The following is a 25,684-nucleotide window of genomic DNA, read 5'->3' as shown; positions in this document are numbered from 1 at the left end:
AACGCGAATGAGTGTGCTCCCGATTGATCAGCATCTTGATCCCTTAAAAGATGTTTTAGCTTCCCATAACCGCCTGATGCTGATTGCCCAGCCGGGGGCGGGTAAGACAACCCGCGTTCCGCTGAGTTTATTAGCGAGCTATTGGGCTAAAGGGCAAAAATTACTGCTGCTGGAGCCTCGTCGCGTCGCTGCGCGTTTGGCTGCTACGTTTATGGCTCAGCAATTGGGTGAGAACGTTGGTCAAACGGTGGGGTATCGCATGCGTGGCGATAGCTGTGTTAGTGCACAAACCCGCTTGGAGGTAGTGACCCAGGGGGTACTCACCCGAATGCTGCAAGACGACCCGTTGCTAGAAGGTGTTGCCGGGATCATCTTTGATGAATTTCATGAGCGTAGTTTAGAAGCCGACGTGGGTTTGGCGCTTGCGCTGGACGTGCAGACCAGTATCCGCGACGATTTGCGCTTATTGGTGATGTCGGCAACCTTGGATGTTGAGGCGCTCAAGCGGGTTCTGGGTGAAGAAGTGCCTGTCATCGAGTGCCATGGGCGCCAGTTTCCGGTAACAACTGCCTATCGTCCTTCACTAAGTGGCGAAGAGAGCGTCAGCCACGCACTTAGAGTGCTCAATGAAGCACTTTCAATACCTGATACTCAGGATATATTAGTGATTTTGCCCGGTGTGGCTGAGATAAATCGCCTAGTACAGGCATTGGATAGCGCCTTACCCGCTCTGGTGATTAGGCCGCTGCACGGCAGAATGAGCATCGCTGAGCAGCAGGCCGCCTTGGCGGCGAATACATCAAAACAACGCATTATTGTTTCCACCGCCATTACCGAATCGAGTATCACCGTTGATGGCGTAAATGTGGTGATTGACGGTGGCCTGGAGCGAGTGCCGCTTTTTCAATCGCGTACCGGGTTAACCCGATTAACGACCCGGCGAATTAATCGCGCCAGCGCTGATCAGCGGCGGGGGCGTGCAGGGCGTCAGCGGGAGGGCCGCTGTTTTCGGCTTTGGGCCCAGGAGCAGACCTTGGCGCCTTACGGTGAACCGGAAATCCAGCAGGCGGATCTCTCATCGCTAGTGCTCGAGCTAGCGTGCTGGGGCGTCGCAGCGCCACAAGCGCTAAGCTGGGTAACGCCGCCGCCGGAGGGCGCCTGGCGAAGTGGCCAAGCACTGCTGGTGCAACTGGGGGTATTAGACGAGCACCACAAGCTAACCCCTTTGGGCAGCCGATGTGCCCGTTGGCCAGTTGAGCCGAGAATTGCCGTGATGCTGGAGCGAGCGGCTAACTTCAATGCTGTGCCTTTGGCTTGCGGGGTCGCGGCTCTGCTAGAGGAGCGTGACAGCAATGAGCGCTCGCTGCACGATGCGTTAGCCCTGCGGCTTCGACAGCCAAAGCGGTTCCCCAGTTGGCAGCGCGAAGCGCTTAGGCTAGCAAAAAGAGCAGGGGTAGCGCTTAGTGACGCCGCGCTAGAACCGCTTGGGCCACTCTTAGCACTGGCTTACCCAGAACGCATTGGCCAGCAAGTAAGCCCTGGCAACTTTCGGCTTGCCAATGGCAAAACCGCTACTTTGCCGTTGAACGATACGCTGGCGCATCAGCCCTATTTAGTCGCCGTGGCGTTAAATATTACGGCGGGTGGGCAGGCACGTGTTACCGCAGGCGAGCCGCTGTCAATCGCGTCGCTGCTTTCGCTATACCCCAGTATTCAGCAATGGCAGCCGCGGGTAAGGTGGTCGCAAGAAGAGGGGCGTCTGGCCGGTGAAGAGGTACAGGCGCATGGTAGCCTCATCATTGCCAAACGGCCTTTAGCGGATATGCCGGAAAAGGCGGTAAAAGAGGCGCTATTGGGCGCCTTACGTCAGCAGCCTGAAAAGCTTTTCGGCGATAAGTTATTTGGCGAAAAGCTACAGCAGTTGCGTGGGCGAATGGCGCTGCTTCGTGAGTATCAGGGAGAGGCGTGGCCTGACTGGTCTGAGGAGGCATTGCTAGCCTCGTTAGATCATTGGCTAGCTCCCTACTTGATCGGGATCAGTCGGCTGAGCCAAATTGAGAAATTGCCCTTAGAGCGCTATCTGCTCAATTCACTGCACTGGGAGGCGCAACGTGAATTTGAGCAGTTAGCGCCACTAACGCTTGAGGTGCCGAGCGGCAAGCAGGTTGGCTTAGATTACCTGCCGTGTCTGTCTCAGCGCCCACCTGTTTTAGCCTTGAAACTGCAGGAGGCTTTCGGCTGGCGGATAACCCCTACCGTTGTGAATGGCGCTGTTGCTGTGATGATTCATCTGCTTTCACCTGCGCGTCGGCCGCTGCAAGTTACACAGGATTTAGTTAGCTTTTGGCAAAATGGCTACCCTGAAGTGCGCAAAGAGATGCGCGGTCGCTATCCCAAACACCCCTGGCCAGAAGACCCTCTAACGGCACCTGCCACTGCGCACACCAAGCGGAAGGTATGACTGTTTTGACACTCTTTGCGCATATACAAACTGCAGGATAGTTACTCGCTGCGCTTTTCCGGGATTTCGTCAGGAATGCGGTAGCGCACGCCGTCTATCCGCTCTTCTTCGTAGCGTTGATTCTCTTCCTCAGGCACAACGCCGATGACGGTTTCCTGAGAGCCGTCCGGCCATGTATAAGTCGTACAACCGGTTAACAGCAGCGGAACAATAACAAATAGCGCATTGATGGGTAATGCGAGGCGGCGCTTGAGCATAAGGCACTCCATTGGTTGGCGCTGATCCTGAGAATAAGTTGAGTATCTCACATTGAGAAACTTTAGGTAGTCATTTGCCTGACTGTAAATGCTTAGATTTCGTCTCTTTACCCTGACTTAATGCTTATGTATGCCTATGATAATAGTAGTTAACTCATTCAGGGCTGAATAAATGCGTGAGTGTCAATTCCCCTCGGAGGTTCTATGTGGTCGGTGGTGAAGTCAGTTTTGGCGGCCTTGATAGGCGTTCAGAGTAACCAAAAAAGGGAGGAGGACTTTAGCAGTGGCAGGCCAGCAGCCTATCTTGCCACCGGGGTAGTGGTTACATTGCTATTTGTTTTGCTGCTTATTTTTTTGGCCATGATGGCGGCCCGCTGAAAAGCGTTGATAGCGTTAAATAAGCAAAGCGTGACGAATCGCACATATTTTCTATACTGCTAATATCTCATTTAACCCTGTCCTAATCTAACGATAAGTAATAACAATAAAATTGGAGGTCTCTATGCGTTCACGGTGGTGGTGGCTAATAGCCATAGTCCTAGCTGCAAGTGAGTCTCAGGCTCAGTCCAACGGTTGGAACATGCCCGTTGGGGTAACAGATGTGAGCAGCGATATTTATGGCTTGCACATGACCATTTTTTGGATATGTGTCGTGATTGGCGTGGTGGTATTTGGGGCAATGTTCTACTCATTGTTTCGTTATCGCCACTCCAAAGGAGCAAAGGCAGCTCACTTTCACGAACATACCAGTGTGGAAGTGTTATGGACTGCCATCCCCATTCTTATCCTGGTCGGTATGGCAGTACCTGCTACCGCCACGTTAAAAAATATGTACGACTCATCAAACGCCGAGTTGGACGTCATGATTACTGGCCAGCAGTGGCGTTGGCGCTACGAGTATCTTGGTGAAGATGTAGCATTTACTTCCAATATGAGTACTCCGAGAGCACAAATCAGTGGCGAAGAAGCCCGCGGTGAGCATTACTTATTAGAGGTCGACGAACCACTGGTACTGCCAATTAACCGTAAAGTGCGTTTTCTAATGACCTCGGACGACGTTATTCACTCATGGTGGGTGCCGGACTTGGCGGTCAAGCAGGATACGATTCCCGGCTTTATTAATGAGAACTGGGTAAAAATCAATGAACCGGGGATTTATCGTGGTCAATGTGCGGAGCTGTGCGGTATCGATCATGGCTTTATGCCGGTGGTGGTGCATGCCGTAGAGGAAGAAGAGTTTGAAACTTGGTTGGCCGAGCGGAAAGAGGCCGCTGAACAGGAGGCAATGGGCGTTGATCGTGAATGGGAAATGGCGGAGCTACTAGAGCGCGGTGAATCCGTTTATCAAGCTATCTGCTCCTCTTGTCATCAAGCTGAAGGCCAGGGAGCGCCACCTGCGTTTCCGGCTCTGGCCAATAACGAACAGCTATTAAGCGATGTGGATTGGCACCTTGATAAGGTGATCAACGGTGTCTCGGGTGCGGCAATGCCCGCTTTTCGTAGCACCTTGAATCCGGTTGAATTGGCCGCTGTGGTCACCTATACGCGTAATGCTTGGGGTAATGAGACGGGAGATGTGGTGCAACCTTCTGAAGTGGCTGAATTAATTGCCCAATGATCCTAGTTTGCCACCAAATCGGACAACAACAATATTTCGGAGAGTCACATGGCACCAAAATTGCCCCCTCAGCCACCACTACAACATAGCTCTACAGCCGTCGCCGACGGGCAGTCGCATGGACATGCTGCGCCGCCCAAAGGTATTTTGCGTTGGTTATTGACCACCAACCATAAAGAGATCGGCTCTCTATACCTGATTTTTTCGCTGACGATGTTTTTTATCGGCGGAATATTTGCCCTAGTGGTCAGGGCCGAGCTTTTTCAGCCCGGCTTACAGTTGGTCGAACCTGAGTTTTTTAACCAGATGACCACCATGCATGGCTTGATAATGGTATTCGCCGCGGTAATGCCGGCTTTTACCGGTCTAGCCAACTGGATGATACCGCTGCAGATTGGCGCACCGGATATGGCGTTACCGCGGTTAAATAACTTCAGTTTTTGGCTGCTGCCGGTGGCTTTTACGTTGCTACTTTCAACACTGTTTATGCCCGGTGGCGGCCCTAACTTTGGCTGGACTTTTTATGCACCGCTGTCGACTACTTATGCACCGCCTTCTACGACCTTCTTTATTTTAGCGCTGCATATCGCGGGTATTAGCTCCATTCTCGGTGCCATCAACATTATCGCGACCATTCTAAATATGCGTGCGCCGGGTATGCGTTTAATGGATATGCCGTTATTTGTTTGGACATGGCTGATTACAGCCTTCCTGCTTATCGCGGTGATGCCGGTACTGGCTGGGGTTATCACCATGATGCTCATGGATATTAATTTTGGCACCAGTTTCTTTGACGCAGCAGGTGGTGGTGATCCGGTGTTGTTTCAGCATCTGTTCTGGTTTTTCGGTCATCCCGAAGTTTACATCATGATTCTGCCCGCCTTTGGGATTGTCTCGGCGATCATCCCTACCTTTGCGCGTAAGCCTCTATTTGGCTACGCATCCATGGTGTATGCCACGGCCGCCATTGCATTGCTGTCGTTTTTAGTCTGGGCTCACCATATGTTTATCGTGGGGCTTCCCCTGGTGGCAGAGCTGTTTTTTATGTACTCCACTATGCTGATCGCCGTGCCTACTGGGGTTAAGGTGTTTAACTGGGTGACTACACTGTTTCGCGGCTCAATCAGTTTTGAATCGCCGATGCTATTTTCCCTAGCCTTCGTGGTGCTATTTACCATCGGTGGCTTCTCCGGTCTGATGTTGGCTATCGCGCCAGCGGATTTTCAGTATCACGATACCTACTTCGTCGTAGCCCACTTCCACTATGTGCTAGTACCAGGGGCGATCTTCGCCATTATGGCGGGTGTGTATTACTGGCTACCGAAATGGACGGGGCACTATCCCAATGAGCGGCTGGCTCAATGGCATTTTTGGTTCTCGATTATTGGCGTCAACTTAACCTTCTTCCCCATGCACTTCGCTGGCTTGGCGGGGATGCCACGGCGAATCCCTGACTACGCTCTCCAGTTTGCTGATTTTAACTTGCTTTCAAGTATCGGTGCTTTCTTCTTCGGTGCGTCGCAACTGCTGTTTGTATTAGGCGTTATCCTATGCATACGTGGTGGTAAAAAAGCGCCCGCCAAAGCATGGGAAGGTGCGGTTGACCTGGAGTGGACGGTGCCTAGTCCAGCGCCACTGCATACATTTGAAACGCCGCCAGTGTTTCACCGCACGTCTCACTAAAAATACATAAACCACACGGGTCGCTGGCCTAAGAGGTGTTATGAATAGTCAAGAGCAGACGCAAGTGGGGGTGCGCCGCACGGTCATTAGGACAGTCGCCGTACTGGTCGGCATGTTTGGGTTTGCCTTTGCATTAGTGCCGCTTTATGACGTTTTTTGTCGGATCACGGGTCTTAACGGCAAAGTGGATGCCACTGCGCAAAGCATTGTGCATGAAGAGGTGGATGAATCGCGCTATATCAATGTGCAATTTATCACTCGTGGCAGCCCCGGGCTGCCGTGGCAAATGAGTGTTGAAATGCGCCAAATGAGCGTCCACCCCGGGCAAATGGCGGAAGTCGATTTTACCTTTACCAATAATAGCCATAGCGAAAGCTGGGGGAGAGCAGTGCCTAGTGTGTCTCCCTCTGCTGCTACGACGCATCTACGTAAAATCAGCTGCTTCTGCTTTCAAGAGCAACTGTTGAAGGGCGAGGAGCGACTAACCATACCGCTGGTATTCCAGCTGGCGCGTGACCTGCCTGCAGATATTAATACCATTACGCTGGTGTATACCTTGTATCCAGTAGAGCATGCGATTCGGAATGCTTCACTAAATAGCGCTAAAAGCGACCTAGAGAATGAGAACGACCCCAATAATAATCTGAGTATAGACCCCAAAAACAATAAAGCGGCGGGAGAAGCGATATGAGCAGTGGTAGCTATTATGTTCCGGCGAGTAGTCGGTGGCCTGTTCTAGGATCATTGGCTGTGGGCGCCATGATGGTTGGGGCCGGTATTAAACTCGTCTACGACACTGGATTGCCATTGGTGTTAATCGGGGTGTTGGGCGTTATTGCGGTGATGGGGCTCTGGTTCCGTGACGTGATTAGCGAGTCCCGGGGTGGGCTATATGATGCTCAAATGGATCGCTCATTTCGCTGGGGTATGGGCTGGTTTATTTTTTCGGAAGTGATGTTTTTCGCCGCCTTTTTTGGCGCATTGTTTTACGTACGTATGTTTGCTATCCCATGGTTAGGGGGGGAAGGGGCAAAAGGCGTTTCTGCACTGCTATGGCCTGACTTTGTAGCCACATGGCCGCTGCTGAACCCGCCAGACTCAGCTATCGCTGGCCCCCAACAAGTCTTTAGCCCTTGGCAACTGCCTCTCGTCAATACGCTGATTTTGATTACTTCTAGCATCACACTCACCGTTGCCCACGAAGCCTTAAAAGTGGGTGACCGTAAAACATGTCGCAACTGGCTGACGGGCACTGTGCTGTTAGGTTGTTGCTTTATCATGATTCAGGGCATTGAGTATTACGAGGCCTACGCCCATTACGGAATCACCTTAGAAGCTGGGATCTTTGGTGCAACGTTCTTTATTTTGACGGGTTTCCATGGGGTTCACGTCATTATCGGCACGCTGATTTTAGCCACCATGCTGGTGCGTATTTATAAGGGGCACTTCGCTGACGAAAACCATTTTGGTTTTGAGGCCTCTTGCTGGTATTGGCACTTTGTTGATGTGGTCTGGGTGGGGCTATTTATTTTTGTCTATGTCTTATAGGCCATTAGCCTAACTGGCCCGACCAATAGCCATAAATAATAAGGGCCATGAGCAGGCAGGCTAAGCCAATTCTCCATTTGAGCGAGAGCAGCAGGCGGCGTGAAGAGGCGTTATCACGCAGTAAGAAGCCTGCTCCCATGGCCAAGCTGATAACCATCGCAATAAATACGGCGGCAATGAGTAGTTGTAACCACATGATGAGAACCTCTCGGCAATGGCGTTTTTATAGTTGGTGTATGTTTTGGAGTTTGCTGGTCACGCTAGGCGCTTGTTTAGGACTATGGCAGTGGGAGAGGGCAGATGACAAGCGCTTAGCAATGGCCGTTCGCAATGCAGCCCCTGCTTTGGTGCAGCCTACTGAGCAGCCAGACCAAGGCGCCCAGGTGACGTTGCGGGGGGAGTACTTGACTGAGCATACACTTTATTTGGATAACCGAGTTGTGAGTGGAAAAGTGGGTGTGGCGGTGTTAACGCCACTGCGTGATGCTTACGGTCAGATTTGGCTTGTTCAGCGAGGGTTCTTAGCAACTGGGCCTCGTCGTGAGCCACCTCATGCAGCTACACCCAGTGGTATGGTTGAGTTAACCGGCGAGTGGCAGGAGGTTCAAGCGGGCGGGCCGCTATATGGAGAGAATAGAGAAGGTGTGAGGCTGCAACAGCTTAGCCTTGAACCCTGGCACGCTTCACTAGGTTCCTTTAGCTACCCAGGATGGCTACACGCTAATGAAGGCGATGGGGTTTTGATCCCTTGGTGGGAAGCGAATGTCATGCCTCCCAGTCGGCATATGGGTTATGCGTTTCAGTGGTGGGGTCTATCCCTGGCGGCCATGGTGGTCATGTTGATTGGTGGCCAAAGATTGCGTCGCGATAGTGCTCAACAAGAGCCTTTAGGTCATAAAAATAAATAGGGGTGAAAGTATGCAGGACGCCAAACATATACGCCGTCAGCGGCTCAAATTAATCCTTATTTTTGCAATATTTGCGGCGCCCATGGTGGCTGCTTGGGGAATGGTCGAGTTCCGCATAGGTATTCCAGACCAGCATACAGCTCACGGAAAGGTAGATTTGGAATTACCCGTTCTCAATGAATGGCCTTTAGCTCTGTCGAATGAACCTGGGTTAGATGGGCCTGAATTAAGTAGACTTGGGTTAAATGAACCTGGGTTAAATGAACTAGGCTCGACTGAAACTAGGTCGGCTGTTAATGGCCAGGAAGAGTGGATATTGGCGTTTGACTGCACCCAGCAGTGCGAACAGCGTAAGGATGAGTTTTGGAGGCTTCACCGCGCCCTAGGGCGCGAAGCACCGAGGTTAATCCGCCTGCGGATTGGTGGAGATTCAGAACCGCTACCGGGAGAAATGACTAGCGAATGGCGGCACTTTCCTCCATGGCGTGAAGATAACTCAGTGTGGTTGCTTGATCCTATGGGGCGCCCGGCATTGTCATTTGAGGCAAATGTTGCCACCAAGTACGTGCTTGATGATATCCGGCATTTACTGAAAGTGAATCCACAATAAAAAATGCGCTAACCCCTGCTGTTAAGGATACGCCATGCACAATTTATGTGAACGCCGCTTGCGATGGTTAGTGCGATTAACGCTGGCAGGTACTCTGTTTACCGCAGTGGTCATGTTGGTAGGCGCCTGGACACGTTTAGTCGATGCGGGTCTAGGCTGTCCCGATTGGCCTGGTTGCTACGGAAAGCTATTAGTCCCCGATAGTGAACTTGCTACGCTGCGCCATCCTGACGTCCCGTTAGAGCCCTTTAAAGCGTGGGTGGAAATGATTCATCGCTATATTGCGACGCTCTTGGGGCTGCTGGTGCTCAGCGTTGTAGCGTTAGGTTGGCCTTTGCGCCGTCGTCGGGATTATCCGTGGCACCTCAGCTTGATGCTACTCGTCGTTATTTTGCTCCAGGGCGCATTTGGTGCCTTCACTGTTACGCTCAAATTATGGCCTCAAGTCGTTACCCTTCATCTACTTGGCGGGTTGAGTGTATTGCTGTTGTTCTTTTGGTTGCATCTTCGCTTACGCCTCACCGCAACGCCAAAGCCAACAAGTGAGCCGCGGCGTGCTAATGCGTGGTGGGGTATTGCGGCATGTTTGCTGGTTGTGCAACTGGCGCTAGGCGGTTGGGTGTCGAGCAATTATGCCGGTATCGCTTGCCAGGGATTCCCCACTTGCAATGGTCAATGGATACCCGCGATGGACATTAGCGAAGGATTTCATCTTACCCAGACCGTAGGGCCCAATTACCTACATGGGCAGTTGCATGCTGACGCACGTACCGCGATCCAAGTGGCTCATCGCCTGGTAGCATTGTTGCTTGGTGTCGGGCTAATAGCGCTCTGGTGGCGTTATCGGCATTGGCAGAGTGTTGCAAGGCCGTTAGCAATAGTCGTCGGCTTGTATGCGCTGCAAGCCGCTTTGGGGATTGCCAATGTGGTGCTTTGGTTGCCGCTATGGCTGGCGCTACTGCACACAGCTGGTGCCATTGCATTGGCCGCTGGAATCGTTTGGGCATGGTGGCGTTGGCGCTACCAAGAGGCTGGCGTCTACTCAACGACTACTCATTCACCTTATAACAACGTTATCGCTCAATAAAAGGGAAGCATGCCATGCGAAATATAACAATGACGCTACCCACGGCACTGCCTTCTATGGTGTGGGGCTGGAAAGAGCTATTGGGCCTGTGCAAGATTAAAGTGGTGGCCGTTATGTTGGTATGTACGGCCGTAGGGATGGCATTAGCTATCCCGGGCCTACCACCGCTAACGAACGTAATCTTTGGTTTAGCCGGTATCGGCTTGGCCTCTTGCGGTGCGGCCGCTTTTAATCATGTCATTGACCGCCGCTTGGATGCGTTAATGACGCGAACTGCTCGCCGCCCTGTGGCAAGTAAGCGGCTACCTGTGGCGATTGCCTTGGTTTGGGCGTGCATGCTTTCTGCCGCAGGTGTTGCGCTATTGGCCTGGCAGGTTAACCATTTAACAGCTGCGCTAACCTTTGCTTCCCTGATTGGCTATGCGCTGATTTATACCGCTTTTTTAAAGCGGGCGACGCCACAAAATATCGTTATTGGTGGGGTGGCTGGCGCGGCGCCACCACTTTTAGGTTGGGTCGCTATCACCGGGCAAATAACCCCTGAACCGCTGCTGCTGATGCTGATTATTTTTGCCTGGACGCCGCCACATTTTTGGGCGCTGGCCATTCATAAGCGCGATGATTATGCGCGGGCAGGTATCCCTATGCTACCTGTTACTCACGGGATTCCTTTTACACGGCTGCAAATTTGGCTGTATGGGTGGTTAACCGTATTAACCACGTTATTGCCGGTGATGATAGGTATGAGTGGCGTACTCTACCTATTCATCGTGGCGTGTCTTAATGCACGCTTTATGGTCTGGAATTGGCGAGTGTGGCGTGGGCAGGATCCTGCTGCCCCGATTGGCGCATTCTGGTTCTCTATTCGCTATCTATTGGGGGTTTTTGGTGCGCTAATACTCGATCACTACGCTGTGGCACTGGTCTGGTAATGCAGCGCATAAAATGATCCTTGGGCTACTCATTCAGCTAGATGGAACACAAGTCTGGATGCCATTGGCCTAATGGTGGTATAAGGGTGTACAATTTTCGTCAAGTAATTTATTCGCTTAATGAGGAGTTTCATGAGCTCAACGGTAGCGCTGGTATTACTGGCCGTGGCGATTGCAGTGATTATAGGCCTATGCCTCTACGCATGGTCTTTACGTAAAGAAGTCAGTCGTCGAGAAGCTTACCGGCGCGATGAAGATGCTCGCGCTCAGCAAAACAGCTTAGAAAATCTAGATTATGTTGCAAGCGCGCTTGTTCAGGAGCAGGTTGATATTACTGAGGGTGCTTGGCGCTGCAAGGTACTTCTTGAAATCATTGACCCTAGCTTAACGGAACGAGCGGAATTTAAAGCATTTGCTGAGCATTATAGTCGCACTCAACATCTGAATACCCATTCAGCTCGTCAACAATTGTCCGCCCGAGAGCGCATGCAGGAGGACAAAGAACGGCTGATGGCAGAAAATGAGATGCGTGAAGACGTGTTGGAAGCCGCACAAGCAGTGTTAAAATGGCGCTCCAAAGGTAAAAATGCACTGCATTAATCTTGATTTTGAGCGGTTTGAGCCGACAAGATGTATAACAAACTAATTTTTAATGCCTATCGCGGCAATTTTGCTATGCTGAAGGATGTCGGTATTGGCAAGAAGTTGATATCTTGGCATTGTTGCCTTCTCGCGCTTAAGCGTTAATGATAGGCACACCGTTTTGTATTGATCGGGTTCTAGGTGATTAGTACGTTGCTATTTGTACTGGGAGCTTGGAGCGTTAACTGACGATGCAGGACAGGCGAAAAATGGATGCTCTCGCAAATAAGAAGCATTGGACAGATTTGGTCACTTATGACCATTTCAGCATTGGATCAAGAAGGAGTCTTGCATGAAAAAATCAACGACTGGTTTGCTAATCGGTTCTGCGCTGGTAGTTGGCCTCTCTGGCTGTGCCAGCTCGGCCTCTCAGCCTTCCGGCCAATCAAGCGCTAGCAGTGACCGTAGCTGGTACCAGCATCCTGCAGTGTGCGGTTTGGCGGGCGGCTTAATCGGTGGCAGCATTGGCTACGCCACCAGCAGCAGTTCTGATGAAGAGAGCGGTGCTGCTACTGGTGCCGCTGCTGGTGCTGCTATCGGCGGTTTGCTATGTGCTGACCGTACACCGGAGCCGGTTGCACCACAGTGCCCAAGCTACGGCGAAGTTCCTGCTGGTGTTGCTGTTGACGCCCAAGGTTGCCCGCTAGATTCTGATGGCGATGGCGTACCGGACTACCGTGATCAGTGCCCAGGCACACCTGCTGGCGTTGAAGTTAATGCCAACGGTTGCCCGCTTGACTCCGATAACGACGGCGTGCCGGACTACCGTGATCAGTGCCCGAATACCCCTGCTGGCGTAGAAGTTAACGCCCTGGGTTGCCCGGATAGCGTTGTTTTACAGGATGTTAACTTCGAGTTTGATTCTGCTCAGTTGACTTCTAACGCTCAGAATGTACTGAACGGTGTCGCTGAGCGTTTGGTTAGCAACCCTGATGTGCGCGTAAGCATCGAAGGTCACACTGATTCACGTGGTTCTGACGAGTACAACAAAAACTTGTCACAAGAGCGTGCTCAGTCTGTTGCAACTTACCTCGCTAGCCGCGGTGTAGCCTCTAACCGCATGCGTGCGGTTGGCTACGGTGAAGAGCGCCCGATCGCCTCTAACGAGACTGAAGAAGGTCGCTTCCAGAACCGTCGCGTTGAACTGGATGAGTGGAACTAAGTTCACTTGTCGTCTGAGGTTTGCTGATTGCCTTTAAACGGCTAACGGCATCCTACAGGTAAAGAAACGGGAGGCTCATGCCTCCCGTTTTTATTTTAAGCGGCAGGTAAGTCTGCTAGGCTTGCCGCTGTTTTATAGCGGTATATTTTGCACCTCCCAAGACCATTGATAGCGAAATGTGATCCTTGGTATGGATCACCACTGCGCTCAAGGAACCTGAATGCCTATTGTTACTCTGCCCGACGGCAGTCAAAGAACGTTCGAAGCACCACTGACCATTATGCAGCTTGCAGAATCCATTGGCCCTGGTTTGGCCAAGGCGTGCATTGCTGGGAAAATCGATGGTGTGCTGGTCGATGCCGCTGATCTGATTGAGCAAGACGCGAAAGTGGCCATTATTACAGCCCGTGACGAGGAGGGGCTGGAAATTATCCGTCACTCCTGTGCTCATCTCATTGGTCATGCGGTCAAACAGATGTACCCCGAGGCCAAAATGGCGATCGGGCCGGTCATTGATGACGGTTTTTACTACGATATTGAGTTCGGTCAATCTGTTACTCCAGAGGATCTGGAAGCGATAGAAAAGCGTATGCTGTCACTGATTGAGCGCGAGTACGACGTAGTACGCGAATACGTCAATCGCGATCAGGCAATGCTGACCTTCTTGCACCGTGATGAACCCTATAAGCAGGAAATCGTTCGCGACATTCCCGATGATGCGAAGATCCGGCTTTATCATCACGAAGAGTACACCGACATGTGCCGTGGGCCGCATGTGCCGAATACCCGCCATTTAAAGGCCTTCAAACTGACTAAGCTAGCCGGTGCCTATTGGCGTGGCGACGCTGCAAACACCATGCTAACGCGCATCTACGGCACCGCTTGGGGCGATAAAAAACAGCTTAAAGCGTATCTCAAGCGTCTTGAAGAAGCTGAAAAACGTGATCACCGTAAACTCGCCCGCAAAATGGACTTATTCCATATTCAGGAAGAAGCGCCGGGCATGGTGTTTTGGCATCCCAATGGCTGGACAATGTACCAGGCCTTGGAAGAGTACATGCGCAACATTCAGCGCGAACATGGCTACCAGGAAATCAAAACGCCCCAGGTGGTTGACCTCTCTTTGTGGAAAAAATCCGGGCACTGGGGGCATTACAGTGAGCTGATGTTTACCACCGAGTCTGAGAAGCGCGAATACGCGGTCAAGCCGATGAACTGCCCTTGCCATGTGCAAGTGTTTAACCAGGGCCTGAAAAGCTACCGTGACTTGCCGCTGCGTCTGGCCGAGTTCGGCAGTTGCCACCGTAATGAGCCTTCTGGTTCGCTGCATGGTCTGATGCGCGTGCGCGGCTTTACCCAAGATGATGCGCATATTTTCTGTACTGAAGGCCAGATCCAAGCTGAAGCGGAAGATTTTATAGCGCTCACGCTGCAAGTTTATAAGACGCTTGGTTTTGAAGATGTTGAACTGAAGCTTTCAACGCGCCCGGAAGACTTTTTAGGCGAGGCAGAAATGTGGGATCAGGCCGAGCAAGGGCTTGAGGCTGCATTGAATGCGACGGGCCTGGCGTGGGATCTCCAGCCGGGTGAGGGGGCTTTTTATGGCCCTAAAATTGAATTTGCTCTACGCGATTGTCTGAATCGTGTCTGGCAGTGTGGTACGCTACAGCTCGATTTTAACTTGCCAGGGCGTTTAGGGGCTCAGTACGTTGATGAAGATGGCGTACGGAAGACCCCGGTGATGCTTCACCGCGCGATTTTAGGCTCCTTCGAGCGTTTCTTGGGGATTCTGATTGAGCATTATGCGGGCGCTATGCCATTATGGCTGTCGCCACAGCAGGCGGTTGTCATGACTATCACCGATTCACAGCGCGAATATGCGCTTGATTTGGAGAAACGCCTGCAAAAAAGTGGCTTGCGTGTTAAAGCGGACTTGAGGAACGAGAAGATCGGCTTTAAAATTCGTGAGCATACGTTACAGAAAGTTCCCTATCTCCTTGTGGTGGGAGATAAGGAAGTCGAAGCTGACTCACTGGCCGTGCGAACACGCAGCGGCGAAAACCTCGGTACAATGACGGTCAATGAATTTATTGAACGCCATACTGCCGAGAGAGCAGCCCTGGCGACATCGTCAATTGCCTAAGGAGACGGAACGATCAAGAGAAGCAACCAGCGCGGGCGTCCAGCAGACAAACGCCCACCAATGAACGAGCGAATTGTCGAAGAAGAAGTACGTCTTATTGGTAGCGACGGTGAGCAGTTGGGTGTTGTGCCCACCACCGAAGCGCTAGAGCGTGCTGAATCTGAGAGCTTAGATCTCGTGCAAATTTCGAATGCCGACCCCATTGTCTGTAAGATCATGGACTACGGCAAGTTCGTTTTTGAGACCAAGAAGCAGAAAGCGGCTCAAAAGAAGAAGCAGAAGCAAATCCAGGTTAAGGAAGTTAAATTCCGTCCTGGCACCGATGAGGGCGATTATCAGGTCAAGCTTAAAAACCTGACGCGCTTTTTGGAAGGTGGTGACAAGGGCAAAGTCACACTGCGCTTCCGTGGTCGTGAAATGGCGCACCAAGATATCGGCCGAAAACTGATGGAAAGGATCGCGGCAGACCTGGAAGAGATCGGAGTGGTAGAGGCCTTTCCGAAAATGGAAGGCCGCCAGATGATCATGATTATTGCCCCGAAGAAGAAGTGATCCAATGGCGATGTCAACGGGCCACCGTTAAACCGGTGGTCGGCCCTGGGTTTTCTAAAAAATATCGAGCGGAGTTTTCCTCATGCCGAAAATCAAAAGCAACAGCGGCGCTGCCAAGCGCTTCAAGAAGACTGCTAATGGCTTTAAGCACAAGCAGTCTCACCGTAGCCACATCTTGACCAAGAAATCGACCAAGCGTAAGCGTCAACTGCGTGGAATGAAGCAGATCCACGCGTCTGATAAAGCGCTCATCCAGCGTATGCTGCCGAATCTATAAGTCGGGTTTTCGTTTTTCTGAGTGCACAATTTTTTTGCCTCAGCCTTAAAGTCAGGAGTGTGTTATGACTCGAGTTAAACGTGGCGTAGTAGCGCGTCGTCGCCATAAAAAAGTATTGAAGCTTGCCAAAGGTTACTACGGTGCCCGTTCGCGTGTTTTCCGCGTTGCCAAGCAAGCCGTTATCAAAGCGGGCCAGTACGCCTACCGTGACCGTCGCAACCGTAAGCGCCAGTTCCGCGCGCTTTGGATCCAGCGTATTAACGCTGGTGCGCGCGTAAACGGCATGTCTTACAGCCGTTTTGTAGGCGGTCTTAAGAAAGCCGGTATTGAAATCGACCGTAAAGTATTGGCCGATTTGGCGGTACACGAGAAGGCTGCATTTGCTGCCATCGTGGAAAAAGCCAAGGCTGCCCAATAAGGTAGTTTGTACTGGGCTTTTGCCCGTGCAACGTGCCTGAGGTCATTTCAGAGTGACCCATCCAGGGGAAGAGCAGCCGCTCTTCCCCTGTTTTTTTGTCACCTTCAACGTGCCACGCCATCTTCACGGATGGACACCGCTTAATTCGGAGTGAAACGGATGGATCACCTTCCTACTCTGGTCTCTGAGGCGCGCGACGCCATTCAGGCAGCGCAGAGTGTCGCCGCACTAGACGAGTTACGAGTACGCTACTTAGGTAAGAAAGGTGAGGTAACTGCCTTGCTGAAAGGCCTGGGTAAGCTGTCAGCTGAAGAGCGCCCGGCGGCAGGCGAGCGTATTAACCAAGCCAAGCAAACGCTGGCCGACGAAATTGATGCCAAGCGTCAGCAGCTTGAGAGCGCTGCGCTGAATGCCCGTTTGGCCGCTGAAAGTATCGATGTCACCTTGCCGGGGCGTGGCCAGGCCAGTGGAGGGTTGCATCCTGTAACGCGTACTCTCGAACGTATAGAGGGCCTGTTTACACGTATTGGTTATGACGTGGCGGTAGGGCCTGAAATTGAAGACGACTATCACAATTTTGAAGCCCTCAATATTCCCGCGCACCATCCTGCGCGTGGCATGGCCGATACCTTCTATTTTGACGCCACACGCTTGCTACGTACTCACACCTCGCCGGTGCAAGTGCGCACCATGAAAACCAGCGAGCCGCCCATTCGTATCGTCTGCCCTGGGCGTGTCTATCGCAGCGACTCCGATTTGACCCACACGCCGATGTTCCATCAAGTGGAGGGCTTGTTGGTGGATGAAGGGGTTAGTTTTGCTGACCTTAAAGGAACCATTGAAGACTTCTTGCAGGCATTTTTTGAGCGCGACGATCTTTCGGTGCGTTTTCGCCCCTCCTACTTCCCATTCACTGAGCCTTCCGCCGAAGTGGATATTCAGTGCGTGATGTGTAGCGGGGCAGGCTGTCGCGTCTGTTCCCATAGCGGCTGGTTGGAAGTGATGGGCTGCGGCATGGTGCACCCTGAGGTATTTCGTTATTCGGGCATTGATACCGAGCGCTATACCGGATTTGCCTTCGGCATGGGGGCTGAGCGTTTGGCAATGCTGCGCTACGGCGTTAATGATTTGCGCCTGTTCTTTGAAAACGATCTGCGTTTTTTACGTCAATTCGCTTAAGACCGCCGCCGAATACAGGATCAACCATGAAATTTTCAGAACAGTGGCTGCGTGAGTGGGTTTCCCCGCAGCTTGAAACGCAGGCAATGGCCGACCAGATCACCATGGCGGGCTTGGAAGTCGACGCTGTTGAGGCGGTAGCCGCCGCCTTTAGCGGCGTGGTGGTAGCTGAGGTGCTGAGTAAAGAGAAGCACCCTGATGCAGACAAGCTCAATGTCTGCACCGTTAATGACGGTAGTGGCGAACCGGTTCAGGTTGTTTGCGGGGCGCCCAATGTCGATGTTGGCCAGAAAGTACCCTTTGCCCAGGTGGGTGGTGTGCTGCCGGGTGACTTCAAGATCAAAAAAGCCAAGCTGCGCGGCGTTGAATCGCGGGGGATGATCTGTTCAGCCTCCGAGTTGGGGCTTGAAGAGGAGACATCGCCGGGCATTCTGGTGCTGTCGGCTTCAGCGCCAGTGGGGGTCGATTTCCGAGAGTTCATGCACCTTAATGACATGACCATTGAGGTCGATCTGACGCCTAATCGTGGCGATTGCCTAAGTATTGCAGGGATGGCGCGTGAAGTCGGTGTGCTCAACCGTTTGCCGGTTAATGGGCCGGCAATAGCGCCGGTGGAGGCTACCATTGAGGATAGCTTCACGGTTAGTATTGAGGCGCCCGAGCAGTGCCCTCGCTATATTGGCCGCGTAATCAAGGGTGTCAATGTTAAGGCCGAAACACCGCTGTGGATGGTAGAGCGCTTGCGCCGCAGTGGCGTGCGCTCTATTGACCCAGTCGTGGATATTACCAACTACGTCATGCTGGAATTAGGCCAGCCGATGCACGCCTTTGATCGTGACAACCTGCAAGGGGGCATGGTTGTGCGCATGGCCAAGCCAGGCGAGAAGCTAACGCTGCTTGATGGTAATGACGTGGCGCTGCGTCCTGAGACGCTGGTGATCGCCGATCATTCCGGTCCGCTAGCCATGGCAGGGGTGATGGGGGGGGAAAACTCCGGCGTTAATCAAAATACCCAGACTATTTTCCTTGAATCAGCCTTCTTTACCCCGCTTGCCATTGCTGGTCAAGCGCGTTCCTACGGGTTGCACACTGATGCATCACACCGTTTTGAGCGCGGTGTTGATCCGCAGTTGACGCCAGTTGCCGTCGAGCGGGCCACGCAGCTTTTGATTGAGATCTGTGGCGGTCAGGCTGGGCCTGTTGTTGAAACACAAAGTGTTGAGCATATGCCCGCAGAGCGCGCGATTCTCTTGCGCAGTGCGCGTTTAGAACAGGCGCTATCAAAAGCACTCGATAGCGATGATGTGACCGATATCTTGCAGCGCCTAGGGCTTGATGTCCGCGTGCAGGATACCGGTTGGGCAGTCACCGCGCCAAGCTGGCGTTTTGATCTAGCTATCGAAGAGGATCTTATCGAAGAAGTGGCGCGTATCCATGGCTACAATAATTTACCGGTACGACGTCCTGCGGCGCGCTTAGCACTGCGCTCCGCAGACGAGGCAACGCTCACTCAGGCACGGCTGCGCCGTCAGATGGTTGCGCGCGGTTTTCAGGAAGCGATTACCTACAGTTTTGTGGCGCCCGAGCTACAGGCGGCCATTTTGCCTGATGCCGTAAGCCCTGCGCTCGCTAACCCGATCTCGGCTGATCTATCGGTGATGCGCGCTAGCCTGTTTCCCGGCTTGGTACGTGCCATGGAGTACAACCTTAACCGCCAGCAAACCCGTGTGCGACTGTTTGAAACCGGTCTGGTCTTTAACGGTGAGCTGGATGCGCTGTCACAAGTGCCGATGCTCGGCGCCCTGGTATGTGGCCCACGGGAAGCCGAGGGCTGGAGTGATGCGAAAGATCGGGTAGATTTCTATGACCTAAAAGGCGATTTGGAAAGCCTCCTGGTCTTGGGTGGTAACGCTGACGCATGGCGTTTTGAGCCTGCTGAGCATACAGCGCTTCATCCTGGTCAAAGTGCGCAGCTGCTGCACCATGGAGAGCCTGCGGGTTGGATCGGGACTTTGCACCCGCAGGTACGTGCAACGCTCGGCTTAAAAATGGATGCCGTATTGTTTGAAGTGCGCCTGGATGCGCTCAGCAAAGGCCGGATTCCCGCTTTTGAACCACTATCACGTTTTCCTGAGGTGCGGCGTGATTTGGCGTTTATACTCAAGGAAGCGACACCGGTGCAGGCGCTACTAGATTGTGCCAAGCAGCAAGCGGGCGAATACCTGCAAGATATTAAGCTTTTTGATGCCTATGCCGGTAAAGGTGTCGCCGAAGGGTGCAAGAGTATTGCATTGGGCTTGACCTGGCAGCATCCATCGCGCACGCTAAACGACGAGGAAATCAATCAGTTGGTCGATTCAATTGTGACACAAGTGCGTGTCAAGCTCGATGCGGAGCTGCGCGGCTAGGTAAGTAGCTTTAATAGGTACCTACGTACCTGGGCCACGTCACGATGCTTATCACGTTCTTGGCAATGCGTTTGCCACTGTAAGTTTGCTACAGGGCGTTTGTTGCTGTGTTTGCTGCAAGGATAAGGAGAAGCCTTATGGGTGCGTTGACCAAAGCAGAGCTAGCTGAACATTTGCATGCGGAGCTAGCGTTGTCTAAACGAGAAGCGAAGGCCATGGTCGAAGCTTTTTTTGAAGAGATTCGAGCCTGCCTGCGTGAAAACGAACAGGTTAAACTGTCGGGGTTTGGTAACTTTGATCTGCGTGATAAGCGCGAGCGACCAGGAAGGAACCCCAAAACCGGGGAAGAAATTCCTATTTCTGCTCGTCGAGTCGTGACGTTTCGCCCGGGCCAAAAGCTCAAACAGCAGGTTGAGCACTATGTAGGTGGTGAGTAGTCTTTTGGTCTATGTGGGGATCTACTCTGAAGGGCTTGGCTGCGTTCGTAGGCTCTAAATCTCAAGCTTAATAAGACGTATGTCCTTTAAAAGGAGTGCCTTCGGGCGCTCCTTTCCTATTTGTGGTCGGCGTTACGGTGGGGGATGATGAAGACGCCTTTGTAATGATCGGCTGCGGTGCCTATTAAATGCCACCGCCTTCAATCAGCCAAGTAATCACCACTTTAATGACGTAGCCCAGCATGCCAGCGCCTAGCACCACAAACAGCATGATGGTGCCAAATTTGCCTGCGTTCGATTTTTTGGCCAAGTCCCAGATAATAAAGCACATAAAGATGATAAGACCGCCAATCATTAGTGGGGTGATCCAGGTCTCGAAGGTTTGCTGCATAGCCACTCCTGTGTGCTGTATGTGAATCACCCGTTGCAGGTGATGTGTCTCATTCTAACCAGTCATGTTAATATTTGAGCAAATTCATCGGGTATTTGTCGACTTGACGGTTGGCACTGTGACACTTTGACAGGGGAGTGACGATGCCGAAGCTGAATATTTTGGTGGGTACTATGTATGGCGGTGCCCTAGACGTGGCAGAACAGGTGAAGCCACTATTTGAACAGGCAGGTTACGCTGTAACTATTCATGAGCAGCCCTCTGTCGATGATATTGTCGGTGGTGATGCTGATTTGGTGCTATTTTGTGTGTCGACCACGGGCAGCGGTGATTTTCCCGGCAGTTTTGTACCCTTTGTGCGTAATTTGCGCGAGAAAAGCCCCACGCTTACTTCGCTTCGTTATGGGCTCATCGCGCTGGGTGACAGCTCTTACGGCGATACCTTTTGTGGCGCAGGCCGGGCGCTTGATGAATTGTTGGTGGATCATGGCGCGACTCGATTAGGCGAGCGCCTAGAGGTTGATGCCATGGAAACCTTTATGGCCGACGATGCTGCTGTTCCCTGGGTGGAAGAGTGGATCGTTGCCCAGCAATTAGAGGTGGCCTAAGCGATGCAGCGAGCGCCTACCTCGCCTGAGCGCATTAGTGTTGCGCTAGGCTTATGTATCGTTATGTTGGCAACGCTGCCACGCTATATGGCGGGTGGATATGAAACCCGCCAGACGCTAATTATCTTCGCTTTAGCGCTGGTGGCTTTCGCGGCCGTAGTGCAGTGGCGCTTGCTGGCGGTCGAGGCACGTCGCAGACTGCCGCAGTTGTGCAAGCGGTTAGTTATCATGCTGTTATTAGGAATGGCTGTGATGGGCGGCTGGCACGCGCTGTTTACAGACTGGATCAGTTGGCAGGTGTTTATCTCGCATGGTGCAACCCTTGGTGTGTTGCTTCATGCGATAAGCCTTTGGTGGTCAGGTGAGCGTCAAGCCAACTAGTGTTTTACTACAGTGATTGAAAAAGTCGCTGCAAGACGTACAAAGCAGTAGAATGGTACAAATTGCGCAGCGTGGAGCTAATAATTAAGCCGAACACGCCATAAAGCGGTTAATTGCTCGCATATTCCCTTGTTTTTCAAAATCACTGCCCCCATGTTGCGAGCATGGCGCTTGCCACTATGCGTTGGGGTTCTTAAAATTGCCCCTTTGATCTTTTTAGATGCAATCAGCACAATTACATGCAATCAACACAACGCCCAGCCGTTAGAGGACAATTCATGCAAGTTTCTGTCGAGACGACCTCCCAGATCGAACGCCGCATTACCATCCAAGTGCCGGCTGCCGAAATTGACGGGGCCGTAAGTGCTCGCTTGAAAGACACCGCGAAGAACGTTCGCTTGAATGGTTTTCGCCAGGGCCGGGTGCCAATGGCAGTAGTTCAGCAGCGCTACGGTCAAGACGTCCGTAACGAGGTGGTAAGCGAAGTAATGCGCGAGCGCTATGTGCGCGCTATTACCGAAGAAGGCCTGAACCCGGCTGGCTTCCCGCAAATTGAACCATCGGTCAATGAGTCGGGTAAAGATTTAGAGTTCGTTGCGGTAATGGAAATTTACCCGCAGGTTGAGCTGACCTCTATCGAAGGGACAGAGGTTGAGCGTCCGGTGGTTTCCGTCAGCGATGCTGATGTCGACGAAATGATCGATACCTTGCGCAAGCAAAACGCCGCCTGGGAAGAAGTAGACGCTGCTGCCGCCGACGGTGACCAAGTCACTATCGACTTCCAGGGTTACATTGGTGATGAGCCATTTGAAGGCGGTAGCGCCGAAGGTCACTCGCTGGTCATTGGCTCCAATAGCTTTATTCCTGGCTTTGAAGAGCAGTTAATTGGCGCTAAAGCGGGTGAAGAGAAGACGCTGAATGTCACCTTCCCAGAAGATTATCAGGCCGAACATTTGGCTGGCAAAGAAGCCACCTTTAAGGTGACAGTGCATAAAGTCAGCAGCCAGAAATTGCCCGAAGTAGACGCTGAGTTTATCGAGCGCTTTGGCGTTGAAGGCGGCGACCAGGAAAAATTCCGCGCTGAAATCAAGAAGAACATGACCCGTGAAGCGTCGCAAGCCGTTGATAACCGGGTTAAGCAGCAAGTACTTGATGCGCTGAAAAAAGTTAACGAAATTCCTGTGCCTAGCGCACTGGTTCAGCAAGAGACTGACGGCATGAAGCGCCAAGCGGCGCAGCAGTTTGGTCTAGGCGAAGACTTTGATGTCAGTCAGCTACCTAACGAATTGTTCGAAGAGCAGGCCAAGGGTCGCGTTCAGGTCGGTTTGTTGCTAGCGGAGGTGATCAAGGCTAACGAACTTGACGCTGACGATGACGCTATCAAAGCAAAAGTGGCCGAGCTTGCTGAGCAGTATCAAGATCCTGATGAAGTGGTTAGCTACTACATGGGTAATGAGCAACTGAAAACCCAGGTAAAATCTGCCATTCTCGAAGAGAAAGCGGTTGCTAAGCTGCTTGAGCAAACGAAAATTAAAGACGTTGAAATGTCTTACCAACAAGCCCTTGCTGCTGCGCAACAGCAGGCAGAGCAAGATGAGGGTGCTGAAGAAGGCGAGCAAGCTAGCGCCTAACACCCTGGAACGTGGCGCACCTTTATGTCGGTGCGCCTTTCCCTTCCCGGACGCAAGGAATCACCTGAATGAGTGAGTTTGATATTCAAAACGCCGGCGGTTTAGTGCCCATGGTGGTTGAGCAGAGCGCCAAAGGGGAAAGAGCCTACGACATTTACTCACGCCTTTTGAAAGAGCGCGTGATCTTTTTGGTAGGCCCTGTAGAAGACTACATGGCTAATCTGGTTGTCGCCCAGCTGTTGTTCCTGGAATCAGAAAATCCCGATAAAGACATTCACCTGTATATCAACTCGCCAGGTGGTTCTGTCACCGCGGGTATGTCGATTTACGACACTATGCAGTTTGTGAAGCCAGATGTATCTACAGTTTGTATTGGTCAGGCGGCTAGCATGGGCGCACTATTGTTGACAGCAGGCGCTGCTGGCAAACGTTACTGCTTGCCTAACTCGCGGGTGATGATTCATCAGCCGCTGGGTGGTTATCAGGGCCAAGCGTCTGACATTGAAATTCATACCCGTGAAATTTTGGGTATTCGCGAAAAGCTAAATCAAATTCTTGCCCATCATACGGGTCAGGATATTGAAGCAGTCTCGCGTGATACCGACCGGGATAATTTCATGAGCGCCAATACAGCCAAAGAGTATGGTTTGATTGATGCAGTGCTGGATAAGCGGCCTACATCCTGATAGCGTGATAGGATTCTGCTTTTCTAACGAGCTTTTCCGGCGGCGAAAGCCGCCGCAGTGATAGAGGTATGCGAATGGCCGACGGCAAAGGCAAGGACGAAGGTGGCAAACTGCTCTACTGCTCGTTTTGTGGAAAAAATCAAAATGAAGTGCGTAAGCTGATTGCGGGCCCGTCCGTTTATATCTGCGATGAGTGTGTCGACTTATGTAATGACATCATTCGCGAGGAAGTTCTCGAAGCCGATGCCGAGAGCGATGAGGAGCGTTTACCTACGCCTCGCGAAATACGTCATACGCTTGATGACTACGTCATTGGACAGGATCGTGCCAAAATGGTGCTTTCCGTAGCGGTGTATAACCACTACAAGCGTCTGAAAACAGATGTACGTGACGGCGATGTAGAACTAGGTAAATCAAACATACTGCTGATTGGTCCCACTGGTAGTGGTAAAACGCTGCTAGCAGAGACTATGGCGCGGTTACTGAATGTACCTTTTACCATTGCGGATGCAACCACGCTGACGGAAGCCGGCTATGTCGGTGAAGATGTTGAAAACATCATCCAAAAGCTGTTGCAGAAGTGCGATTACGACGTCGAAAAAGCCGAGCGCGGTATTGTTTATATCGATGAAATCGACAAGATTTCACGCAAATCGGATAACCCTTCGATCACTCGCGATGTCTCCGGTGAGGGCGTTCAGCAAGCATTGCTGAAGCTTATTGAAGGAACGACGGCTTCTGTGCCGCCTCAAGGCGGACGCAAACACCCCCAGCAGGAGTTTGTCCAGGTTAACACGGGCAATATTCTGTTTATCGTCGGCGGTGCTTTTGCAGGGCTGGATAAAGTTATTCGTGATCGCGCGGAGAAGGGCGGTATCGGCTTCAATGCGGCGGTGAAGAGCAAGGAGTCCTCCCGTGGGGTGGGTGAGTTGCTGGCCGATGTAGAGCCTGATGACCTGGTTAAATTTGGCTTGATTCCAGAGTTTGTGGGCCGTCTACCGATTATCGCGACACTGATGGAACTCACTGAAGATGCATTAGTGCAGATTCTAACAGAGCCTAAGAATTCGCTGGTCAAGCAGTACGCTAAGCTGTTTGAAATGGAAGATGTGACGCTTGAGTTTAGAGATGAAGCATTACGTGCTGTGGCTGAAAAAGCCATGGAGAGAAAGACTGGTGCACGCGGGCTGCGCTCTATTTTAGAGTCAGTGTTGCTGGATACCATGTACGAAATCCCATCGCTTGAAGGCGTCAGCAAAGTCGTCATCGATGGCTCGGTGATTGCTGGTGAGAGTGAACCTCTGCTGATCTACTCTCAGCAGGAAGAAACACGTGTCGACGGCACTGATGGTTAGTGGTTAGTCGAGTATCGCGGCCCAGCTTCAACCCGCTTGCGCTAAACCAAGGGGTCGCCTAGGCGACCCCTTGTTATTGCAGAGAGCTATTGCAGAGAGCTATTACAGAGAGTTATTACACAGAGTCATTATAGAGAGTTCCTGTAGAGCTCTGTTGTAGAGTGCTCTTATAAAGCGTGTTGTGAAGCCTAGTTATTTAGCTAGAGAGCTACAAAGCCTAATTCGTGAAGTGTTACTGCATAGCGGATTCAATGCTAACGTCTTAAACGCAAGCATCTTGAAAAGTGTGCAGTACTATTCCAAGTACTCT

27 protein-coding genes are annotated in these 25,684 nt (G+C 52.0%); 24 read left to right on the top strand and 3 right to left on the bottom strand.

Translation table 11 applies throughout. From position 1 onward, the window contains the following. Positions 1-7: 7 nt before the first annotated feature. Positions 8-2,461 (top strand): ATP-dependent helicase HrpB, encoded by a 2,454-nt coding sequence (hrpB, locus tag A6R74_RS07115; RefSeq protein ID WP_064233809.1) that lies wholly within the window; start codon positions 8-10, stop codon positions 2,459-2,461. Positions 2,462-2,502: 41 nt separating this feature from the next. On the opposite strand, the gene A6R74_RS07110 is transcribed toward hrpB, so the two are convergent. Continuing rightward, the gene (locus A6R74_RS07110; RefSeq protein WP_064233806.1) at positions 2,503-2,718 is read right to left on the bottom strand and encodes a hypothetical protein; all 216 of its coding nucleotides are present in this window, start codon (positions 2,716-2,718) and stop codon (positions 2,503-2,505) included. Positions 2,719-2,922: 204 nt separating this feature from the next. On the opposite strand from A6R74_RS07110, the gene A6R74_RS22250 reads away from it, so the two are divergent. The 5 genes from A6R74_RS22250 (at position 2,923) to A6R74_RS07090 (ending at position 7,567) form a co-directional block, all read left to right on the top strand. Then, a complete protein-coding gene (locus A6R74_RS22250) occupies positions 2,923-3,096 on the top strand; it encodes a DUF2970 domain-containing protein (protein WP_082906612.1) in 174 nt (57 codons plus the stop codon). A gap of 124 nt (positions 3,097-3,220) precedes the next feature. Continuing rightward, the gene (coxB, locus tag A6R74_RS07105; protein WP_064233804.1) at positions 3,221-4,336 is read left to right on the top strand and encodes a cytochrome c oxidase subunit II; all 1,116 of its coding nucleotides are present in this window, start codon (positions 3,221-3,223) and stop codon (positions 4,334-4,336) included. Positions 4,337-4,384: 48 nt separating this feature from the next. Next, positions 4,385-6,019 (top strand): cytochrome c oxidase subunit I, encoded by a 1,635-nt coding sequence (gene ctaD, locus A6R74_RS07100; RefSeq protein ID WP_064233802.1) that lies wholly within the window; start codon positions 4,385-4,387, stop codon positions 6,017-6,019. Between the two features lie 40 nt (positions 6,020-6,059). Continuing rightward, the gene (locus A6R74_RS07095; RefSeq protein WP_064233799.1) at positions 6,060-6,710 is read left to right on the top strand and encodes a cytochrome c oxidase assembly protein; all 651 of its coding nucleotides are present in this window, start codon (positions 6,060-6,062) and stop codon (positions 6,708-6,710) included. Beyond that, the gene (locus tag A6R74_RS07090) at positions 6,707-7,567 is read left to right on the top strand and encodes a cytochrome c oxidase subunit 3 (RefSeq protein ID WP_064233796.1); all 861 of its coding nucleotides are present in this window, start codon (positions 6,707-6,709) and stop codon (positions 7,565-7,567) included. The genes A6R74_RS07095 and A6R74_RS07090 overlap by 4 nt, the downstream gene beginning before the upstream one ends. A gap of 4 nt (positions 7,568-7,571) precedes the next feature. Here A6R74_RS07090 and A6R74_RS07085 read toward each other — a convergent pair whose 3' ends face one another. Further along, positions 7,572-7,763: a DUF2909 domain-containing protein gene (locus A6R74_RS07085; protein WP_064233794.1), complete on the bottom strand. Its 192-nt coding sequence runs from the start codon at positions 7,761-7,763 to the stop codon at positions 7,572-7,574. Positions 7,764-7,803: 40 nt separating this feature from the next. Here A6R74_RS07085 and A6R74_RS07080 point away from each other — a divergent pair, with 40 nt between their 5' ends. The 13 genes from A6R74_RS07080 to A6R74_RS07020 all read left to right on the top strand — a co-directional run bounded on the left by A6R74_RS07080 (position 7,804) and on the right by A6R74_RS07020 (position 20,322). Beyond that, positions 7,804-8,475, top strand: a complete 672-nt coding sequence (locus A6R74_RS07080) for an SURF1 family protein (RefSeq protein ID WP_306460302.1) — start codon at positions 7,804-7,806, stop codon at positions 8,473-8,475. A gap of 10 nt (positions 8,476-8,485) precedes the next feature. Next, complete coding sequence (locus tag A6R74_RS07075; RefSeq protein WP_064233790.1) at positions 8,486-9,085, top strand: hypothetical protein; 600 nt, start codon at positions 8,486-8,488, stop codon at positions 9,083-9,085. A gap of 34 nt (positions 9,086-9,119) precedes the next feature. Continuing rightward, the gene (locus A6R74_RS07070; RefSeq protein WP_064233787.1) at positions 9,120-10,172 is read left to right on the top strand and encodes a COX15/CtaA family protein; all 1,053 of its coding nucleotides are present in this window, start codon (positions 9,120-9,122) and stop codon (positions 10,170-10,172) included. 14 nt (positions 10,173-10,186) lie between these two features. After that, complete coding sequence (gene cyoE / locus A6R74_RS07065; RefSeq protein ID WP_064233785.1) at positions 10,187-11,104, top strand: heme o synthase; 918 nt, start codon at positions 10,187-10,189, stop codon at positions 11,102-11,104. A gap of 132 nt (positions 11,105-11,236) precedes the next feature. Continuing rightward, positions 11,237-11,704, top strand: coding sequence for a DUF2489 domain-containing protein (locus tag A6R74_RS07060; RefSeq protein ID WP_064233783.1), 468 nt, complete (start codon positions 11,237-11,239; stop codon positions 11,702-11,704). 334 nt (positions 11,705-12,038) lie between these two features. After that, positions 12,039-12,908: an OmpA family protein gene (locus A6R74_RS07055; RefSeq protein WP_064233781.1), complete on the top strand. Its 870-nt coding sequence runs from the start codon at positions 12,039-12,041 to the stop codon at positions 12,906-12,908. 220 nt (positions 12,909-13,128) lie between these two features. Then, positions 13,129-15,051: a threonine--tRNA ligase gene (thrS, locus tag A6R74_RS07050; protein WP_064233779.1), complete on the top strand. Its 1,923-nt coding sequence runs from the start codon at positions 13,129-13,131 to the stop codon at positions 15,049-15,051. 60 nt (positions 15,052-15,111) lie between these two features. Next, entirely contained in the window at positions 15,112-15,603 is a 492-nt protein-coding gene (gene infC / locus A6R74_RS07045; protein WP_009287797.1) for a translation initiation factor IF-3, read from the top strand. A gap of 82 nt (positions 15,604-15,685) precedes the next feature. Then, entirely contained in the window at positions 15,686-15,880 is a 195-nt protein-coding gene (gene rpmI, locus A6R74_RS07040) for a 50S ribosomal protein L35 (protein WP_027959586.1), read from the top strand. Positions 15,881-15,944: 64 nt separating this feature from the next. Beyond that, positions 15,945-16,298: a 50S ribosomal protein L20 gene (gene rplT / locus A6R74_RS07035; protein ID WP_007114344.1), complete on the top strand. Its 354-nt coding sequence runs from the start codon at positions 15,945-15,947 to the stop codon at positions 16,296-16,298. Positions 16,299-16,457: 159 nt separating this feature from the next. Beyond that, complete coding sequence (pheS, locus tag A6R74_RS07030; protein ID WP_064233776.1) at positions 16,458-17,477, top strand: phenylalanine--tRNA ligase subunit alpha; 1,020 nt, start codon at positions 16,458-16,460, stop codon at positions 17,475-17,477. 26 nt (positions 17,478-17,503) lie between these two features. Continuing rightward, the gene (pheT, locus tag A6R74_RS07025) at positions 17,504-19,885 is read left to right on the top strand and encodes a phenylalanine--tRNA ligase subunit beta (protein ID WP_064233773.1); all 2,382 of its coding nucleotides are present in this window, start codon (positions 17,504-17,506) and stop codon (positions 19,883-19,885) included. A 137-nt stretch (positions 19,886-20,022) separates the two neighbouring features. Then, positions 20,023-20,322, top strand: coding sequence for an integration host factor subunit alpha (locus tag A6R74_RS07020; RefSeq protein WP_035579533.1), 300 nt, complete (start codon positions 20,023-20,025; stop codon positions 20,320-20,322). Between the two features lie 184 nt (positions 20,323-20,506). Here A6R74_RS07020 and A6R74_RS07015 read toward each other — a convergent pair whose 3' ends face one another. Then, a complete protein-coding gene (locus tag A6R74_RS07015) occupies positions 20,507-20,713 on the bottom strand; it encodes a DUF2788 domain-containing protein (protein ID WP_064233771.1) in 207 nt (68 codons plus the stop codon). A gap of 143 nt (positions 20,714-20,856) precedes the next feature. Here A6R74_RS07015 and A6R74_RS07010 point away from each other — a divergent pair, with 143 nt between their 5' ends. From A6R74_RS07010 to clpX, 5 genes are all read left to right on the top strand, one after another. Beyond that, positions 20,857-21,321, top strand: coding sequence for a flavodoxin (locus tag A6R74_RS07010; protein WP_064233769.1), 465 nt, complete (start codon positions 20,857-20,859; stop codon positions 21,319-21,321). 3 nt (positions 21,322-21,324) lie between these two features. Next, the gene (locus A6R74_RS07005; protein ID WP_064233766.1) at positions 21,325-21,702 is read left to right on the top strand and encodes a hypothetical protein; all 378 of its coding nucleotides are present in this window, start codon (positions 21,325-21,327) and stop codon (positions 21,700-21,702) included. A gap of 278 nt (positions 21,703-21,980) precedes the next feature. Continuing rightward, a complete protein-coding gene (gene tig, locus A6R74_RS07000) occupies positions 21,981-23,333 on the top strand; it encodes a trigger factor (RefSeq protein ID WP_064233764.1) in 1,353 nt (450 codons plus the stop codon). A 68-nt stretch (positions 23,334-23,401) separates the two neighbouring features. Then, a complete protein-coding gene (clpP, locus tag A6R74_RS06995; RefSeq protein WP_007114336.1) occupies positions 23,402-24,019 on the top strand; it encodes an ATP-dependent Clp endopeptidase proteolytic subunit ClpP in 618 nt (205 codons plus the stop codon). A gap of 74 nt (positions 24,020-24,093) precedes the next feature. Beyond that, positions 24,094-25,374, top strand: coding sequence for an ATP-dependent Clp protease ATP-binding subunit ClpX (gene clpX / locus A6R74_RS06990; RefSeq protein WP_064233761.1), 1,281 nt, complete (start codon positions 24,094-24,096; stop codon positions 25,372-25,374). Positions 25,375-25,684 lie beyond the last annotated feature (310 nt).

The sequence above is a fragment of the Halomonas sp. ALS9 genome, from assembly GCF_001651035.1.
GTDB lineage: Bacteria > Pseudomonadota > Gammaproteobacteria > Pseudomonadales > Halomonadaceae > Vreelandella.
This window is presented reverse-complemented; position numbering and strand designations above follow the sequence as displayed.